General features: G+C 69.1%; 16 protein-coding genes and 3 pseudogenes. 12 read left to right on the top strand and 7 right to left on the bottom strand.

Annotation, left to right across the window (positions count from 1 at the left end; genetic code table 11):
* Positions 1-665: 665 nt before the first annotated feature.
* Both ACFWP5_RS33030 and ACFWP5_RS33035 read right to left on the bottom strand, forming a co-directional pair.
* Positions 666-1,160: a hypothetical protein gene (locus ACFWP5_RS33030; RefSeq protein ID WP_384164915.1), complete on the bottom strand. Its 495-nt coding sequence runs from the start codon at positions 1,158-1,160 to the stop codon at positions 666-668.
* Positions 1,161-1,227: 67 nt separating this feature from the next.
* Positions 1,228-1,575, bottom strand: a complete 348-nt coding sequence (locus tag ACFWP5_RS33035) for an ATP-binding protein (RefSeq protein ID WP_384164918.1) — start codon at positions 1,573-1,575, stop codon at positions 1,228-1,230.
* Positions 1,576-2,079: 504 nt separating this feature from the next.
* On the opposite strand from ACFWP5_RS33035, the gene ACFWP5_RS33040 reads away from it, so the two are divergent.
* The 3 genes from ACFWP5_RS33040 (at position 2,080) to ACFWP5_RS33050 (ending at position 4,072) form a co-directional block, all read left to right on the top strand.
* Positions 2,080-2,955, top strand: a complete 876-nt coding sequence (locus ACFWP5_RS33040) for a helix-turn-helix domain-containing protein (protein WP_384164921.1) — start codon at positions 2,080-2,082, stop codon at positions 2,953-2,955.
* A gap of 1 nt (position 2,956) precedes the next feature.
* Positions 2,957-3,193, top strand: coding sequence for a DUF397 domain-containing protein (locus ACFWP5_RS33045; protein WP_366492011.1), 237 nt, complete (start codon positions 2,957-2,959; stop codon positions 3,191-3,193).
* A gap of 63 nt (positions 3,194-3,256) precedes the next feature.
* Positions 3,257-4,072 (top strand): SAM-dependent methyltransferase, encoded by an 816-nt coding sequence (locus ACFWP5_RS33050; RefSeq protein WP_384164925.1) that lies wholly within the window; start codon positions 3,257-3,259, stop codon positions 4,070-4,072.
* 396 nt (positions 4,073-4,468) lie between these two features.
* Here the strand turns inward: ACFWP5_RS33050 and ACFWP5_RS33055 are convergent.
* From ACFWP5_RS33055 to ACFWP5_RS33065, 3 genes and pseudogenes are all read right to left on the bottom strand, one after another.
* Positions 4,469-5,614: pseudogene (locus ACFWP5_RS33055) on the bottom strand (IS3 family transposase).
* A gap of 655 nt (positions 5,615-6,269) precedes the next feature.
* Positions 6,270-7,523: a hypothetical protein gene (locus ACFWP5_RS33060; RefSeq protein WP_384164928.1), complete on the bottom strand. Its 1,254-nt coding sequence runs from the start codon at positions 7,521-7,523 to the stop codon at positions 6,270-6,272.
* A gap of 901 nt (positions 7,524-8,424) precedes the next feature.
* Positions 8,425-9,261 (bottom strand): hypothetical protein, encoded by an 837-nt coding sequence (locus tag ACFWP5_RS33065; RefSeq protein ID WP_384164931.1) that lies wholly within the window; start codon positions 9,259-9,261, stop codon positions 8,425-8,427.
* Positions 9,262-9,928: 667 nt separating this feature from the next.
* Between ACFWP5_RS33065 and ACFWP5_RS33070 the strand changes: the two genes are divergently transcribed.
* The gene (locus ACFWP5_RS33070) at positions 9,929-10,465 is read left to right on the top strand and encodes a response regulator transcription factor (RefSeq protein ID WP_384164997.1); all 537 of its coding nucleotides are present in this window, start codon (positions 9,929-9,931) and stop codon (positions 10,463-10,465) included.
* Positions 10,466-10,872: 407 nt separating this feature from the next.
* Here the strand turns inward: ACFWP5_RS33070 and ACFWP5_RS33075 are convergent, their stop codons facing one another.
* On the bottom strand, positions 10,873-11,721 hold the full coding sequence (locus tag ACFWP5_RS33075) for an ABC transporter permease (RefSeq protein WP_384164999.1): 849 nt from the start codon (positions 11,719-11,721) through the stop codon (positions 10,873-10,875).
* A gap of 265 nt (positions 11,722-11,986) precedes the next feature.
* Here ACFWP5_RS33075 and ACFWP5_RS33080 point away from each other — a divergent pair, with 265 nt between their 5' ends.
* The 7 genes and pseudogenes from ACFWP5_RS33080 (at position 11,987) to ACFWP5_RS33110 (ending at position 16,399) form a co-directional block, all read left to right on the top strand.
* Positions 11,987-12,124: a hypothetical protein gene (locus tag ACFWP5_RS33080; protein WP_384164934.1), complete on the top strand. Its 138-nt coding sequence runs from the start codon at positions 11,987-11,989 to the stop codon at positions 12,122-12,124.
* Positions 12,121-12,396, top strand: a pseudogene (locus ACFWP5_RS33085) (polysaccharide deacetylase family protein); the annotation flags it as partial. The gene ACFWP5_RS33080 and the pseudogene ACFWP5_RS33085, both read left to right, overlap by 4 nt.
* Positions 12,397-12,470: 74 nt before the next feature.
* A complete protein-coding gene (locus ACFWP5_RS33090; RefSeq protein WP_384164937.1) occupies positions 12,471-12,680 on the top strand; it encodes a polysaccharide deacetylase family protein in 210 nt (69 codons plus the stop codon).
* Positions 12,681-12,950: 270 nt separating this feature from the next.
* Entirely contained in the window at positions 12,951-13,187 is a 237-nt protein-coding gene (locus ACFWP5_RS33095; protein WP_384164940.1) for a hypothetical protein, read from the top strand.
* 94 nt (positions 13,188-13,281) lie between these two features.
* On the top strand, positions 13,282-14,571 hold the full coding sequence (locus ACFWP5_RS33100) for a hypothetical protein (protein ID WP_384164944.1): 1,290 nt from the start codon (positions 13,282-13,284) through the stop codon (positions 14,569-14,571).
* Positions 14,572-14,817: 246 nt separating this feature from the next.
* Positions 14,818-16,035 carry a hypothetical protein gene (locus ACFWP5_RS33105; RefSeq protein ID WP_384164947.1) on the top strand — a complete coding sequence of 406 codons (1,218 nt, stop codon included), beginning with the start codon at positions 14,818-14,820 and terminating at the stop codon, positions 16,033-16,035.
* A gap of 88 nt (positions 16,036-16,123) precedes the next feature.
* Positions 16,124-16,399: an SDR family NAD(P)-dependent oxidoreductase gene (locus tag ACFWP5_RS33110; RefSeq protein WP_384165002.1), complete on the top strand. Its 276-nt coding sequence runs from the start codon at positions 16,124-16,126 to the stop codon at positions 16,397-16,399.
* A gap of 181 nt (positions 16,400-16,580) precedes the next feature.
* Here the strand turns inward: ACFWP5_RS33110 and ACFWP5_RS33115 are convergent, their stop codons facing one another.
* Positions 16,581-16,832, bottom strand: a complete 252-nt coding sequence (locus tag ACFWP5_RS33115; protein ID WP_384165008.1) for a hypothetical protein — start codon at positions 16,830-16,832, stop codon at positions 16,581-16,583.
* Between ACFWP5_RS33115 and ACFWP5_RS33120 the strand changes: the two are divergent.
* Positions 16,743-17,017 (top strand): annotated as a pseudogene (locus tag ACFWP5_RS33120) (DNA-binding protein); the annotation flags it as partial. The gene ACFWP5_RS33115 and the pseudogene ACFWP5_RS33120 overlap by 90 nt on opposite strands.
* Between the last annotated feature and the right edge of the window lie 327 nt (positions 17,018-17,344).

The raw sequence follows: 17,344 nt of genomic DNA on the forward strand, positions 1-17,344 counted from the left end.
GATTTGAACCTGCGACCCCTTGACCCCTTGACCCCCTGACCCCCTGACCCCCTGACCCCCTGACCCCCTGACCCCCTGACCCCCTGACCCCCAGGAGTATGGGCCATTCCTTTTGTCTGCACATACGGCCAGAAATCATGGGGCTTGCTGTGTGGCGCCGCGCGTACCGTTCAGGTGCGCGGACACCGTCTGGTCCCCATGGGGCACGTCCGTGACGCGCGTCCAACGGTCGCCGCCAAGACAAGAGGCCGACTCGCCAGGGCCCGTCACGGCATGAGACCTTGCGACTTTGCGCCTGAGCTCGCGGATGGCGTCCTGCCATTGCCAGGAGGCAATCTCCGCCACCAACCCCCGCCCGGTGACATCCGTTGTGGCATCAAACGCGCCTACGTCTTCGACGGCACCCTCACCGTCACCGCGATCGCCATCTGGCTCTGCGTCACCTTCCAAGAGCCATCAGTAACGGCCCAGCCCTGGCGTCGCGGTGGGCTGTCGGCGGCTCTGCCGGGATGTTCCTGCTCTCACCCCGTCGTCCTCGCCCATACGCGCCGGTTCACCAAGCGCTGGAAACTCGTCGCTCCACTGAGCGTCAACGCCTTACGTGCGGTGTCCGTGGAAGTCTCCAGCCGCCCTCGCCGTATCGCCGCGATGCCGGATGCGGCTGGTCAGTTCGACGCGTCCAGCGACCAGAGCGGAGTGCTGCCTGCGACGCGGCAGGTGAGGAAGTACAGGGGTATCGGCGGCGTGTAGGGCTGCCCGGTCTCGGGGGAATGGATCAGACAGGGATGCTCCCGGCCCGGTTTCGGGCGGGTGCTCGTCCAGGAGGGGTCGGCCACCTGGGCGCCGATCGCATAGCTGATGAACGGCGGCCAGATGACGCCGAGGTGCGAACCAGCCGGCACGATCCACCACCAGCGCCGGGCGTCGGCGAAGATGCAGCCAACACGCTGCAGACGGTCCAGGATGCGTTCCCCGTGTTCCCGGGGCATGCCCACGGCGTCGTATCCGAGGCTCGCGCGTAACGGCGCGGGGATCACCAGGCGTCCGGACCGGATGCGGTCGTGCGTCGGCGGCTCGGCGGGATTCGGGGGCGGAGTGAAGCCGCGAGCCAACGGCTCGGAGAGAGACGGGATCGGGCCGCGGCTGTGCGATCGATACATGGGGGGTGACCCTTCGGCCGGGTGGGGGGATGGGCCGGGCGGGGAGCTGGGGCCGGCCAGGCAGGTGTCAGGGCGGGACGGGTTCGTCGGCGTCCGTGGCCAGTTCGGCCCAGACGATCCGCCCGGACCGGTGCGGGATGTCCGCCGTTCCCCAGTCGCTGCTGAGCTCTGCGACGAGCAGGAGACCGCGCCCGCCCTGGTCGTCGGGGCCAGGCCGACCGGGTACCGGGAGCGTGGGACCACGGTTCTGGTCCTCGACCTCGATCCGGAGGACTCCATCCGTGCTCCGCACCTCACAGACGATCCAGTCGCTCGCGGAGTGTGTGAGCGCGTTGGTGACGAGTTCGGAGGTCACGACGACAGCGTTGTCCCGGACGGCTTCGCGGACGCCCCACGCGATGAGCTGTTCGTCCACGGTTCTGCGGGCCAGACCGACTGACGCCGGGGTCGCAGGCAGGCCGAACAGATGGCTGTGGCGGGGGTGTTGTTTCCCGGAGACGAGCCGGCCGGGGCCTTGGGGCCCAGGGAGTCGGCCAAGGCGCCCGCCTCCGGGAGGTCGATCCAACGGCTGGGGGAAAGAGGGCGGAGCCATCGCCGTACGCCTTTCGTGTGCCTTCGCACCCTGGGCGGTGCCGGTATCGCGCCGACCGGCCGCACACGAGGCGCGGATGTCGGCCCTGCCGGACCAACGCAGGTCGCAGCCCTGTTTCCCCCAACTGGACTGCGCCGTCTCGCTCTTCGACGAGCCGGGACGACATTCTTACTGTGGCATCTGCCAACAACGCATCGCAACCGGCAAGTTGAAAATTGCAGGTAGCGAAGTGCATGCTGCTTCCGGCAGGAAGTGATCGAAAGAGTCGGTGAAGAGCGAAACCTGCCAGACTTCCGCCCGGAGCTGGAGGCGCAAGGGAGATAGACCGTGACCGCAGAGACCGACTGGGGCGGCGTCCCCTCCGTCCTGCGCATGATCCTCGGCCGCCAGCTGGAGGAACTGCGGACCCGGGCAGGACTCACGTACGAGCAGGCGGGCGAGGCCATCGGTGTCAGCCACTCCACGATCCGCCGGATGGAAGCCGCCAAGGTCGCCCGGCTGCGCCTGGCGGATGCGGAAAAGCTGCTGCAGATTTATGGGGTGACGGACCGTCAGGAGATCGACACCTTCCTGAAGTCGGTCCGCGAGGCCAGCAAGCGCGGCTGGTGGCACACGTACCGCGACGTGATGCCGGACTGGTTCGCCGCATACCTGAGCCTGGAGCAGGCAGCGCTGCAGGTCCGCGCCTACGAAAACGAGTTCGTCCACGGGCTGCTGCAGACCGAGGAGTACGCACGGGCCCTGCTCGGCGCGGGCAACCCGCACGCCCCCACCGAGGCCACGGAGCGCCGGGTCGCCCTTCGTATGCGCCGCCAGGAACTGCTGACCCGCGAAGCGCCGCCGCGGGTGTGGGTCGTGATGGACGAGACGGTGCTGAAGTGGCCGGTCGGGGGTGCCGCGGTGATGCGCGCCCAGGTCGCCCACTTGATCGAGGTCAACCGGCTGCCTCATGTGACTCTGCAGATCATGCCGTTCGCCAACGGCCCGCACCCGGCCATGCGAGCCGGGGCGTTCCACCTCTTCCGGTTCCGGGCACCCGAACTGCCCGACGTCGTCTATCTCAACGGCCTGGTGGGCGCTGTCTATCTGGACAAGGGCGACGACGTCGTGGTGTACCGCGAGGCCCTGGACCGGCTGGGTGCCCAGGCGGCGCCCGCCCGCAAGACCGAGGCCGTCCTCGGTGCGATTCGCAAGGAGCTCTGACGTGCACCACCACATACGCAACGGCATACCGTCCCGGAACCTGGGCGCACGCGGCTGGACCAAGCCGTGGAGCGACGACGCCGGCGGCGCCTGCGTGGAAGTGAAGAAGCTCGCCGACGGACGCGTCGCCGTACGGCAGTCGACCGACCCCGACGGCCCGGCGCTGGTTTTCACACCCCGCGAAATGACGAGCTTCGTCACGGGCGTGAAGGCGGGTGACGCCGACTTCCTTCTGTGAACCCCCATTGTTTTTACTGAGCGTTCATCCCGAACCTCCACGACTCGCATGGGAGACACGGCGTTGCCCGACAACGGATGGCCGGCCGACCGCATCGACACCGAACACGCGCACTCCGCGCGGATCTACGACTACATCATGGGCGGGAAGGACTACTACCCCGCCGACAAGGAGGCGGGCGACGCCATGTCCCGGGAGTGGCCCGCACTCCCGATCCACATGCGCGCCAACCGGGACTGGATGAACCGGGCCGTGCGCTGGCTCGCCGAGGAGGCGGGCGTGCGCCAGTTCCTGGACGTCGGCACCGGCATCCCCACCTCCCCGAACCTGCACGAGATCGCCCAGCAGGTGGCTCCCGAGTCACGGGTGGTCTACGTTGACAACGACCCCATCGTCCTCACCCTCTCCCAGGGGCTGCTCTCCAGCACGGCCGAGGGCAGGACGTCGTACATCGAGGCCGACTTCCGTGAACCGTCCGCCATCCTCGACGCGCCAGAGCTGCGCGAGACCCTGGACCTCTCCCGGCCGGTGGCGCTGACAGTGATCGCCATCGTGCACTTCATGCTCGACGCGCACGACGCGGTGGGCGTCGTACGGCGCCTGCTGGAGCCTCTCCCCTCGGGCAGTTACCTTGCGATGTCGATCGGCACCGCCGAGTTCGCGCCGCAGGAGGTGGGCCGCGTCGCCCGCGAGTACGCGGCCCGCGACATGCCGATGCGGCTGCGCACCATCGACGAGGCCCACGAGTTCTTCGACGGGCTGGAGCTGGTCGAACCCGGCATCGTCCAGGTCCACAAGTGGCACCCGGACGGCACGGGCGAGCAGAACATACGCGATGAGGACATCGCGATGTACGGGGCAGTCGCGCGCAAGCCGTGACCATCTCGGTGCCGGGGCCGGCCTCCCAGCCGTTCCCGGCACACGGAGAAGCCGCCCGGGCAACCTGTGCCAGGTCGCAGCAGCGCAGCGAGACGGCGAACTCTCGACCGGCCCGGCACCACTGCACGGGGACCGTCGCTCTCTCGCTCGGCTCCTCGTGGTAGATCATGAACGGCGCACGGGCGATCCCACGAGCGCCTTGTCCAGCAACGTCAACTAACCCGGCCCCAGCTGCGTGGCCCGTGTCCAAGATCCCGGGTCAAGCACCGTCACGGCGCCCGCCAGGGAGGCTCAAGGGCTGCCGTCAATCAGGAGGTCGACTCGCTGGGTGAAGCGCTCCGGGTCTGATGGAGGCTCCGGACTGTCCGGAGTTGGGTGGAGTCGAGTTGCTTGGTTTCACGCTACTGGTGGGGTGCGGAGTTCGTACTCGACCGGACTGAGCATGCCCAGTGCGGAGTGTCTGCGCTGTCGGTTGTGGAAGATTTCCAGGTACTCGAAGAGTGCGGTGGACAGCTCCAGCCGGGTGCGCCACCGTCTGCGGTCGAGGAGTCCGACCTGGACCCGGGCCCAGAAGGATTCCATCATCGCGTTGTCCACGCAGTCCCCGACGGAGCCCATCGAGGGCAGCAGGCCGGAGGCCCTCGCACGCTGGGTGAATGCCCAGGACCCGAACTGCACTGCGTGGTCGGAGTGGATGATGGTGCCGACCGGCCGCGGGAGCGGTTTCCGATGGCCATGGCCAGGGCGTTGGTGGTCAACGTCGCGGTGGGCGAGGCGTCGATCGACCAGCCCACCACGCGTCGCGAGAACGTGTCCAGGACGACCGCGCAGTACACCTTGCCCTCGAAGGTGGGGTGCTCGGTGATGTCGGTGACCCATAACTGGTCCCGGGCGTGGCGGGTGAAGTTCCGCTCCACCAGGTCGGCGACGCAGGGGGTGACGTGCTTGGCGCGGGGTCGCCGGTTGCCGGGCAGGCCGTGCGGGCCGGCGCGCTGCATCAGCAGCTCCACGGTGCCGTGGCTGACATGGATGCGCAGGCCCAGACGGAGTTGTGCGTGCATCCGACGCGTCCCGTAGGTGCCGCGGGAGGCGGTGTGGATGCCCACGATGGCCTCGGTCAGCCAGGCATGCTTGACCAGGCGGTTCGACGGCGGACGGTCCCGCCAGGCGTAGTACCCGGACTCGGCGACGTGCAGCACCCGGCAGGCCAGCTGCACCGGCAGATCCTCACCGGCCATCACGCCGATGGCTTCGAACCGCCTTTTGGGGACGTCACCTCACCCAGCAGCTCGGCAGCACGGCGGTGGATGGCCAACTCGGCCTCCAGCTCGGCGATGCGTTTGCGGGCCGCAGCAAGCTCGGACTGGTCGCCTCTGTTCGTGCCGGGCAACTGCCCCGTATCGATGAGGTGTTGGCGAAACGCCAGACATAGATCGTCTGGTCACTGATGCCGAGGAGCTGGGCGACCTCGGCGACCTTCCTTCCGGATGCGACGAGAACGAGGACCTTACGGCGGAACTCGGGCGGATAGCTGCGGGGCATCACGGCCTCCGAAGGCTGCTGGACGGTCAATTGTCCAGCAACCCGACTCCATCAGAACCGGGGCATACCATGCCATCTACCGGCCCCGCTGGGCCCCTCTTTCTCTGAAGAGTCACCCGTTCCTACGCCGCTACAGGCGGCCTGACCAGCATGCCAACACGCCTGACACTCCATCAGAAAGAGCGTCAAATGAGCGCTCACGAGCGTCATTTCAGCGTCAAGGCATCGCCCGTAACGCCCACACCGCACATAAAGCGCACGCACAAAACCGCAGCTCAGGACACCTTGGCCACCGGTTCAAGGATCGCAACACACTCCACATGATGAGTCGCCGGAAAGGTGTCATAGGAGAAAGGAACTTGAGTGATCCCAGGCCGGAGGGCAGTTACGGCCCTGCTGGAGGGCCCGTCAGACGCTCGAAACGTCAAACGAGCGCCACGGCCAACCGGAACCACGTCCATACCGAATGGCTTCAGCCAGGTCCGTCACCAGGACGTCGGCGACCAGTTCCTCGACCACAGCGATGCCGTGCCCGCTCAGCCCTTTGGCCGGCCTGGCGGCCGCGGCGGTTGGCGATCCATGTGCCGGGTGCGGTTCGGAATGCCGACTGCCCCGGCGCAGGGGATGCGTCGAGGCAGTCCGGCATCGTGGCCAGTTAGCTGAGTGAGGTGAGGAGGGTGTTGAGTGCCTTGACCTCGGTGGCCTTGTCGGGGTTCGAAGCGCGCAGTGACGTCAGGACTTGGTCGATCTCGCTGTCGAGGAAGTGCCAGGACTGCTCGCTCTTGGGCTCAAGGGTGGGCTGGCCATCGTCCCAAGCGGTCTCGAGGTCGGTCACTCGGGTGGTCGCGGCTTGCTGGTTGCCCGAGTTGAGTTTTGCCAGGGTGTCAGCTGTGATCGTGCGGAGCTTCGCGATCTCAGCCGGAGGGAACGGCGACGTCGCCTGCGTCGGGGTGAGGTGGGCGGTCACAGGTGCCGGGGTGTCGGACTCGCTGGCCGCGGCCGCGTGGGGCTGGTGGTGTGCCCAGATGAGAAGGGCCGCAGTCGCGACCGCTACGACGGCGTAGTAACCGAGCATGATCCGCTCACGCGCGGGGTTCAGCGCTCGTGGGGTATCGGTGAGGTCGTTGGTCTCGATGACATCGCTGCGGCTGAGCGTGAGGTACACGACCGTGGCGAGGATCGCGGTCAGGAAGATCACGCTGGTCGCCGCGGTGCCGAGGTCCAGGCCGCCGTCGCCGCTGGGCGAGCCGAGCCAGTCGCCGAGGTTGGCGCCGAGCGGGCGGGTGAGGATGTAGGCCAGCCAGAAGGAGAGCACCGCGTTGGCACCGAGGCGCCATGCGAGGACGATCGTGACGATCAACCCGAGAGGCAGGAGCACGGAGACGCCCGGGGTCCAGCCGGTCAATTCCAGGGTCCAGTCGCCGGTCGCGGTGCCGAGGGCAAAAGTGACCAGGACCGCGAGCCAGTAGAAGAGCTCACGGGGGCGGGTGGTGATGGTGTGGACCGACAGGGTCCGCTCGCGGGCGTACCAGATCCCGAAGACGACGGCGAGGATCCCGGCGAACACGCTACTGCTCAGCGCGAGGGGAACGCCCTGGCTGTCGGTGAGGATGTCGGTGTACAGAGTGCCGGTCACGCTCACCACCACGACGGTGAGCCAGTACACGAACGGGACGTAGCGTTTGGTGGTGAGTTGCCAGCCCAGGACACCGGCCAGAACCACGGTGAAGATCAATGAGGTGTTGATCAGGCCGACGCCGAGGTTCATGTTGATCCAGTCGGCGAAGCTTTCGCCGACCGTGGTGCACAAGATCTTGATGATCCAGAACCAGATCGTGACCTCGGGAACCTTGTTCAGCATCTGCTTGACATGCGTCCGAGAGCTCTCGGACGTCGTCACAGTTGTCATGTAACCCTCACATAGAACGGGCGGCAGCATAGAGGGGGCGCCCCTCACGTCTGCGGAACGGTAAATGTCTACAACTGTGTAGACAAGCGCAGCCTCGGATCCAGACGGCGGGATGACTTCGATCGCTCAGCCCGCCCGGGCCGCGCAGCCGGGGGCGATATCCGCGGCACGGTTCGCATTCCCGGAATGACCTCTGCTTTATTCTTTCCTTGTTCATTCTTTCCTTGGCCTGCGCAAGGACTTTCTGTACACCTGTTACGACCCGGGGGCGACGTACCTTATGGGCGGGATCTCGAGATTACCCCGTGTGATGCAGGACACGCCTTTGGCCGAAATTCTGGGAATTTCGTCCCAGAATTCAATCTGCGGAGCGCGTGAATTCGCGTCGCCCGATCCCCGGTGCGGCCTCCCCCTCCTGGCCACGCAAAGGCTCTCCTGTCGCTCCCTGCCCAGTGCCGGAGAGGCGGTGTGGGGCCGCCTCGGCTGGTTGCTCGCCGACTCGCTGCGGGCCCTCCTTGCTGGGTGCCCGCCCCTGGAACCACCTGAGCCTCAGAGGTTTCATTGGTCATACTGCTCGACTGTGCCAGCGGGAACCTGAACGCATCCTGACTGCCACCGAGTACCACTCGCCCCACTCGTGCAGCACGAGCAGCATGGCTCCATGCACACACGGACCTCTCCTCCGTAACGGTCGTCCCCCACTCTCGGCGGGCCGAACTCTGATTCAACCGCCGCCGACACCCCACTCTCCCGACGACCAGCAGCGCCGTACTCTCGGCGCCTGTTGGCTGAACTCCCCTGCCTTCGCTCGACCACCTGTGCGTGCTTCTCCACAGGTGGGATGAACCCCGGTCGAGCGCGGCCGCAAATGACGGCAGGAAGTATCGGACTGGCTCGTGGCTCAGGCCGCGTGCCCCGGCGGGTGCTCCGGTTCGGCGACATCCCTGCGGGTGACAAAGAGGTAGGTGACCAGTCCGAGGATGACCGCCAGGAACAGAGAGCTGGTCACGACGGCGCCCAGGTCGAGGCCGCCGTTGCCGGTGGGCTGGGAGAGGCAGTCGCCGATCGAGGCGCCCAGCGGGCGGGTCAGGATGTAGGCGATCCAGAAACTCCACACCACGTCCAGATCCAGCGCGAAGTGCGCGATGGCCACCGCGGCGATGGCCATCGCGAAGAGCACGGCGGACAGCCAGTAGCCGAGGTCTATGCGCTCGGACACCAGGTCACCGACTGCGGTGCCGAGTGCGAAGGTGAACAGGACCGCCGGCCAGTAGAAGGACTCGCGGCTGGTGGTGTCGATGTGGTGGATGGACAGGGTCTGCTCGCGCCGGTGCCAGACGGCGAACACGACCGCGAGGACGATCGCGAAAACCGTGGCGATCGCCTCCAGCGGCACGCCCATGTTGTCGGTGAGGTTGTCGCTGATCAGCGTGCCGACGACGCTGATCAGCGCCACCGCCGACCAGTAAAAGCCCGGCCGGTAGGCACTGGAGCGGAACTGGACCACCAGGACGACTGCCAGCAGGGCACTCATCAGCACCGACACACCGGTCGGTCCGAGACCCGCCTTCTCGTTCAGCAGGTCCGCCGCGGTCTCGCCGACCGTCGTGCACAGCACCTTGATGATCCAGAAGTAGACGGTGACCTCGGGCACCTTGTTCGAACGCAGCCGGCCCCGAGAACCGGAGGGCTGACCGGCCTGCGGAACCACCTGACTCTCACACGTTTCATAGGTCACGTTGTCCGACCGTGCCACCGGGCACCTGAACGCATCCTGACTGCCGGCGCGCGTCACCCACCCCGCCCGTCCCGCACAGGCACCATGGCGGCATGCACACACATATCGCCCACTTCCCTATGGCGGGCCTCCGTCCCCCCTGCCCACGTGAGCCCACTGACCGCGCGACCGCCTGACTGCGGCGTCGACCGAGTCGGGCCGTCGTCATACCGAGGCCCCCTCCTGGCCCTCACCGGGCTGGCCGGAGGCATTCTCATCGGCTGGGCTCTGTCGGAAATGCTGGTCAAGGTCCTCACCGGCGTCTTCGCCCCCCGCCCGCCAGCTTGGCCGTGCCCGGCGCCTACCTCGCCCGGACAGCACTGGCCGCCCTGACCGCCGTACTGGCCGCAGCCCTGAACGGGATCCGCCGCGCCCGGCGCCCCGCCATCGAGGAACTGCGCGACCTGTGAGCCGGCGCGCGACAACTGACGTGTCTACCCTGACGGCCATGGGCACGCCCGCCGCACCCGACAACGGCCGCTTCCGAGTCCCCGTGGTCGAGGACGACGACGTCATCGGCCACCATCTCCAGACCGGCCTGCAAGGCAACGGTTACACCACCGCCTGAAGCCGCACCGGCACCGCCGCCCTCGCCGAAGCAGGCCGCGCCCCCTACGACGCCCTGCTCCTGGACCTCGGCCCACCCGCCATGGACGGCCTCGACGTCGCCCGCACCCTGCGCGCCCGCTTCCGGGACCTCTTGACCGTCATCCTCACCGCCCGCACCGACGACATCGACATCATCGCCGGCCTGGGCGCCGGCGCCGACGACTGCCTCGTCAAACCCTTCAGCCTCAGGGTCCGGCCGGCCCGCTCCGCGCACACCTGCGCCGCCAGGCCCTCACCGGTCCCCGACCAGCCGATCCACCTCGGCGACCTCGTCATCGACCCCACAGCACGCCGCTGCCACCTGCACGACACGGAACTCCCCCTGCGTCTGAAGGAGTTCGAACTGCTCACCCTCCTCGCCCGACACGCGGGCGAGGCCGTATCCCGAGATCTGGGACGAGAACTGGTTCGGCTCCACCAAGACCCTCGCCGTCACCATGGCCGCCCTCCGCCGTCGCCTCACCAACGCCGCCGAAACACACCTCGCCCCCAGCCGCCTGCCTCGCGTCACCACACTCGGAGGACACGGCTACCTACCGCCTGGTCCGTGACCTAATTCGTTCACACCGGCGTCCTGCAGTTCCGAGCCGCTACCGGCGGCATTGGGCCAGGAACCAGTGCGGGGCGCACCCGTGCGCAGGGGCGCCCCGCCTTTTGCAGTGGCAGCGCCTCGTTCCCTTCAACGATCACTTCGCGAAGACGCAACGGAGTGCTCGACGCCGCCGATGAACGCGCCCTCGCCGAAGACCGGAGCCGCTGCGACCCAGCCCCGTACCCGGCCGTCGCCTTCGAGGGCGACCGGGCGGCGTCGAGCACCTCCCAGGCCGGGGCAATGGCCTCGAAAGTGGCGTTGCCCTCGTTGATGCCGAGCCGATAAGCCGCCAGGATCTGGCTGCCACGCCCGGGCCGCATGGCCAGGTTCGTGATCGCGCTCGTACTGACCGCGCATGGCCGGCCTGGCCTCTACTTGGATGGACGGCTCGGCGCCGGGACCCTGCGAAACCTTCTGGCCGTGCGCGGGGGACCTGTCCGGGTGTCCGGTCCCGGGCGATACAGGCGGCGCCGGGCGACGAGTTCAAGGGTCACCGCCACCGCGATGGCCTGCACAGCCATGAGCGCGATGAGGACGAACAGTTGCACCACTCCGGCCAGCACAGGGCTGGCCCCTCCGAGGAGCATGCCGACGAACGCACCAGGGAGCGTGACCAGCCCGACCGTACGAGTCTGGTCCAGACCGGGCAGGAGAGCCTCGGAGGCCGCAGGACGTGCGATCTCCATCCGCGCGTCCCGGTCCAGGAACCCCAACGCCATCGCGGCTTCCACCTCTCCGCGACGCTGGGACAGTTCGTCCAGGGCACGCCGTCCGGCAAGCACGGTCACGGTCATTGCCCCACCGATGAGGATGCCCGTGATCGGAATCAGGGTGACGCCCGTCAAAGGGACGAGCCCGGTGGCAAGGAGCGCCACAACGACCGGTATCACACCTGCGGCGATCGGGGCGGCCGTCAGCCACCAGGTGTGGTTGCCGGTGACTCTCCGCCCGGCCGTGCGCACGGCCACCGCGAACATCACCGCGAGGAACGCCAAGAGCCCCAGCACTGACTTGACCGCCCAGGTGATGACCACCGAGACCAGGGCGAGCTGGACAGCCGCGCGGAAGCCGGCAAGGAGGATCTCCCGGGCCCGGCTCTTGTACGGGTGCGGATCGAGACGGGACCAGCCCGCGACCGCCGCCGCCACCAACAGCAGAGCGGCGAGCAGGACGCCGAGGGTTGGGTTGACCGGTACAAGAGATGCCGCACTCGACGTCACGTATTCCGCCTCAAGAAGCTGCTGCACGGGCCGATGGGGTGCGCGGGTCCCCAACCTGACTGGCCCCGACGGCCGACAGCGCAGTCTACGGTGCCGCAGGGCCGGGAACGGGCATCGGTCTCGCGCTCGCCCGCGATCTGGCCGTCTCCTTCGGCGGCCGGCTCTCCTTGACCAGCCGCGCCCCGCCGCCGGGCCAGGGCCGGCCCCGCCGCCTGCGCACCCGGCGGCTCGCGGTCGCCGACGCCACCGCCTGCGCGGTGTGGGCGTGCGCCGTCACTACCGGGGTAGCGACGACCTACGACGGACCCGCGCGCTGATGCGCACCCTGGGCCACGGCCACGGCCACGGCCTCGACCTGGGCCGGCTCACGCCCGCCCCCGACCAGGAAGGGCACCACTCGTGACGACCTCCCGCCCGCTGCGCTTGGTCGCCCTGCCCGCCGCCGCACTGGCAGCGGTCCACTGCGCCCCCGTCGTCTCCACGTTCGGGCCCCTGCGCGACCGCACCACGCCGCGACTGTCCGGCCGCGGCCGCGCGGACCCCGTCGCCCTCACCTTCGATGACAGGCCAGACCCGCTGTCCGCCCCCTTCTTCCTGCGCCTGCTCCACGAGCGCGGGGTGCGCGCCACCTTCTTCCTGCTCGGCAACGAGGCCCACCGCTCCCCCGGCGTGGTGCGCGAGATGGCCGCGGCGGGCCACGAGATCGGCGTCCACGGCTGGCAGCACCGGCCCCTGCTGCTGCGCGGCCCGTGCGCGACTACGACGACTTCGCCCGCGCCCGCGGCACGGTCGCCGAGATCACCGGCACCCGGCCGACGCTCTTCCGCCCGCCGTACGGCATCATGTCCACCGCCGCCCACGCGGCAGCCCGGCGCCTCGAACCCACCCCCGTGCTGTGGACTTGCTGGGCGAGGGCTGGACCGCGCGGGCCACACCCGAGTCAGTCCACCGCACGGTGACCGCGGACCTCGACTGCAGCAGCACTGTCCTGCTGCAAGACTCGGACTGCACCTCGGCCCCCGGCACCTGGCGCTCGGCCCTCGACGCGCTCCCCCGCGTCCGCGACCTGCGCGGAGCGAGGCTACGAGGTCGACCCGCTCCGCGACCACGGACAGCCGCTGCCGGACACGAGCTGCGGGAACCCCCTGCAGCCGCCTATCGTCTACAGCTATGTAGACGATAGGCTCTGGCGTAGTCGTTCATTCCTGCCCGCTCACCGACGTCAGGGCATGACCGCTCGCCGGATGCACCAGGCGTTGGAGTCCGACCCGGACCCCGAGGCCGTGCTCGCCCGGTTCGTCGACAGGATGCCCGCCACGGACGAAGAGCTACGGCGGCAACCGCTGGGCAATCTGCCGGGGGGAGCGGTGAGCGGCCATGCGGCGGCGGCCGTGGTGCTGGACAGCAGCGAGGGCGGCCACAAGTTCGCGGGCAAGATCGTCATGGCAGCCCTCGCCGCGAACTGAAGCGACACCCCGGAGAGTGACTGTGACGACCAACCACAAGGGGTGGACTTTGCGTCTCGCGGCCCCGATGCGGAGAATTCCCCCGCGGAAGCCGATGGCCGTCGACCGGCCGATACCGCGTCCAGCGGTGTGGATGGCCGGGGCCGGTATCGCACTGTTCGCTCTGGTCGGCGCGAGCGCGCCCAACCACAACACGCTCAGGACACCGATCCCCTGGCTCCGGCTGCCTGCCATGGCCGGCACCGTTTCCCAGACGGCCACGATCGCGGCCATCGTGCTGTCGTGCTGGGGCACGCTGGGCATGCTCAAGGCCCATGAGGGGGGCTGGAGACCAGATGCCCGGCTCCTGTTCCGGCTCGGCGCCATGACCACACTCGCCGTCGCCAACCTCACCCCCGTCGGCTCCTCCGACACGGCCAGCTACGCCGCGTACGGCCGCATCGCCGCGCTCGGCGGTGACCCGTACGTGACGACTCCCGCCCGGCTGGGCGGCGCGTACGCCCACCTGGTGGGCGAGGCGTGGCGGAACACACCTTCCGTGTACGGGCCGGTGGCGACGTGGTGGCAGGGTGCCGCGGCATTCATCGGCCAGGAGCGGCCGTGGCTGACCATTTGGGCGCTGATGCTCGCGAACGCCGCCGTCTTCGTGGGTACCGGGTACCTGTTGCTGCGGACCGCCGACGATCCGGTCCGTGCGGGCCTGCTGTGGAGTGTCAATCCGCTGCTGATCGGTGTGCTGGTCGAGGGTGGGCACCTGGACACCCTCGTCGCAGGCCTGGCCGTCTGCGCGGTTCACCTCGCCCGCAGGGCGGCCCGGTGGCACCACGACCTGATCGTGGGAGGACTGGTCGGCCTTGCCTGCGGTGTGAAGATCAGTGCCTGCCTGCTCGGTGTCGGGCTGGCCTGGCCGCTGCTGCGTTCGGGCAGCTGGCGACCGGCCGCCCGGCAGGCATGCGCGGCAGCGCTGACCCTGACCGCGCTCTACGGCGCCTACGGCACGCACGCACTGCCCCCGCTCGCCGCGGCCTCCCGACTGGTCTCCGCACCCTCCTTGTGGGCGGTCTTCGATCAGTGCGCCACCACGGTCCTGGGCCCTGACTCGACCGCGGCGATCGTCAGCGTGCTGTGGCCGGTGGTGATGCTCGCGCTGGCGTGGGCGCTACGCCGCCGCGCTGCTCCGGACGCCCCCTCCGTCATCGCCCTGCCGTTCGCGCTGGCCTTCGCCTGGGTCCTCGCGGCACCGTGGTCGATGCCGTGGTACACGGCTCTCGCCTGGGCCCTGGCGGCTCTGTTCAGCCAGGGCCGCCAGACCCAGTACCTCGCCGTGGCCACCGCCGTCCTGGCCCTGTCCCACAACAGCGGCGGCCACGGCTGGACATGGTGAGAGACCACGCCGGGCCGGCCGCAGAGGTGTTCGGCCGGCTGTCCACAAGGACATCGGCGGCCGACCTCGGACCGCCGGTTTCCCATGCCGGCTTTGACGGCGTGATGAGCCGGCGCTGACGCACAGGCCCACCGTCCCAGGCCGAGTTTCAGACGCTCCATACCCGAATCTCACTGTTGTGCAGGAACCCGGGAGCGGTCAGGGGAGTCATCCCAGGCAGGGGTCGACCACCAGAAAGGCATGAGGATGGCTGATCAGAGCAGCCGCCCCGCGCGGAACGAGGCCGCCTGGCACTGGTGGTTCCTCGGACTCTGGGCGACGGTCTGGTACCTGGCGGACCTGCACGGCGGCGGCTACTCGTGGCACTACTTCGCGAACGGCAGCACCTTGCTGTTCTCGGGCTCCGGAGCCTCACCGGCGGGGGGCCTGCACCTCTATGCGAACTACCCGAACCTGCAGATAGGACCACTGGCCTTTCTCTGCGCCTGGATTCTGGGGAACCTCGGCGGAGTCGTCGCCGCCCAGCTGACGATGATGAGCGTCGGCCTTCTGGTGCTGCGGCTGATCGAGCAGACGGCGCTGGCCCGGCAGCCGGATCTGCGGTCGCGCCCGCAGGCCCTGCGGATGACCGTCGCGGCCGCCGGTGCGGTGTTCCTGATCGTCTGGGCATCGCTGGCGGTGCACTACAGCCACCTCGACGACGTGCTGGCGCTGCTCTTCGCGGCACTGGCGATCCGGGCGGTCCTCGCTGACGTCCCGGCACTGGCGGGACTGAGCCTGGGCCTGGCCGTGGACGCCAAGCCGTGGGCTCTGGTCTTCCTGCCGCTGGCTCTCGCCGTGGCCCGCGACCGACGACGGCATGTCGCGTTCTACGCCGTCGCCGTCGTGCTGCTGGCCTGGCTGCCCTTCGTCGTCGCCGACCCCGCGACGCTGGGTGCGACCCAGTACCACATCGTCAACGAGCCGTCCTCGGCGCTCCGCGCGCTCGGAGTGTCGGCGGCGGGGACGCCGTCGTGGGACCGGCCGGCGCAACTCGTGCTCGGCTGCGTACTCGGGGCGGCCGCGATCCTCCGAGGGCGCTGGGTGGCGGTGCCGCTGCTCGGCATCGGCGCGCGACTCCTGCTGGATCCCGGCGTCTACGACTACTACTCGGCGGGATTCCTGCTCGGCGCCCTGGTCTGGGAAGCCCTGGGGCTGCGTCGGCCCGTGCCCGTCTGGTCCCTGGTCTCCTTCGGCACGCTCTACCTCGCCCCGAGGCTGACCAACGACGCGCAGGTCCTGGGCGACCTCCGACTCTGGCTGGTTCTCGCGGTGACCCTCAGCGTCCTGCTGGCTCCACGGGACTGGTGCCTCGCGTCGAAACCGAACAAGGTCGCCGCCGGCGCCCTCCGACTGCCTCCCCGAGACCCGTGGGTCGCCGACTCGGTCGGAGCGGAAGCGAGCAGGTCGTCCGTACATCACTGAGCGTGACTGCCGCGAGCCCGGGCACAGGCTCTGCAACTACCGCGTCGTTGACAGGGAAAGTCGCGCTGGTGACGGGGCGACCTGCGGCATCGGAGCAGCCGCCGCGGAAACGCTCGCCGAGTGCGGCACGCACGTACTGGTGGCGAGCCGGGGCCGAGGGCGCGGCGGGGCCGTCGTTGAGGCCATCCGGCAACGCGGTGGCACGGCGGACTTCGTGGTTGCCGAGCTGCTGGACGCCGACTCGGTGCGACAGTTGGCTCGGCAAGCTGTCGAGCTGGGCGATGGCCGGGTGGACACCCTGGTCAACGGCGCGGGCATCTACCCTCTCGGGGTCCACCGAGCAGACGCCGCGGAGCGGGTTTGACGCCCGTGTACGCACTGGATGCGAAGGCCCCCTTACTATCTGGTGGCGGTACTCGCGCCGGCGATGGCCGAGCGGGGCCGCCGAGCGGGGCAGCCGGGCGGTCATCAACGTCAGCACCATGGCGGCCGCGCTCGGCGTCTCGGAAATGGCACTGTACGGCTGGAGCAAGGTGGCCGAGAACCTACTGACCAAAGCCTGCCGAATACGGCCCGCGCGGGGGCCGGGTCAACGCCGTGCAGCAGACCGAGCAGACGCAGGGCGGGGCGGACGCGGCGTGACCCGCTCCCCCGCCGTCCCAGGCGGCACCCTCGTCCTCGACAGCGAGGGCCTCGCCAAGGCCGTCCTGCGCGACCGCACCGTCGCCGGCCGGCTCGCCCTCGCCGACGACCTGCGGGTGATCACCTCCGCGGCCACCCTCGTCGAGGTGGTCCACCCCCGGATCACGCCCTGCCCTGGAGTAGACCCTCTACCGCCTCATCGTCGAACCGGTCACGGAGTCGATCGCCGGCCACGCCGCCGCCCTCCTGGCCGACGGGGGCCTGGCACGGCCACAAGTACGCCATCGACGCCATGCTCACCGCCACCGCCCTCGCCGCACCCGGCCCCGTCACCATCATCAAAATCTGGCCCGCACGCCCCGGGCTCTGCCGGACATCAAGGGGCATCCCCTGTCGATCGTCGGCTCGTACAGCATCTCCGTGCCCTCCAGGCACGGCCCCTACCCCGTGCCGCTCACCCTCGGCAGACGGGGAGAGCAACGGTGCCCCGGGGCACGCCTATTGCTGAGGGCGCTCAGCACCATGAGGAACGAGCAGCTCCGCGCAGAGCGTCGCCTGCTCTCGGCGCTTCAGCGATACTCGCCACCTTGACAGGGCCTGACCTGCCCAACAGGCGATCTGACACCCCATCAGAACGAGTGCCAAATGAGCATCCTCTCAGCGTCAA

Source organism: Streptomyces sp. NPDC058469 (assembly GCF_042721125.1).
Taxonomy (GTDB): domain Bacteria; phylum Actinomycetota; class Actinomycetes; order Streptomycetales; family Streptomycetaceae; genus Streptomyces.

Excerpts from the sequence above, each read along its gene's own strand:
- ACFWP5_RS33105 (WP_384164947.1), top strand. The coding sequence starts at position 14,818 with ATGGCTGATCAGAGCAGCCGCCCCGCGCGGAACGAGGCCGCCTGGCAC.
- ACFWP5_RS33030 (WP_384164915.1), bottom strand. The coding sequence starts at position 1,160 with ATGTATCGATCGCACAGCCGCGGCCCGATCCCGTCTCTCTCCGAGCCG.
- ACFWP5_RS33095 (WP_384164940.1), top strand. The coding sequence starts at position 12,951 with ATGACCGCTCGCCGGATGCACCAGGCGTTGGAGTCCGACCCGGACCCC.
- ACFWP5_RS33060 (WP_384164928.1), bottom strand. The coding sequence starts at position 7,523 with ATGACAACTGTGACGACGTCCGAGAGCTCTCGGACGCATGTCAAGCAG.
- ACFWP5_RS33100 (WP_384164944.1), top strand. The coding sequence starts at position 13,282 with ATGGCCGTCGACCGGCCGATACCGCGTCCAGCGGTGTGGATGGCCGGG.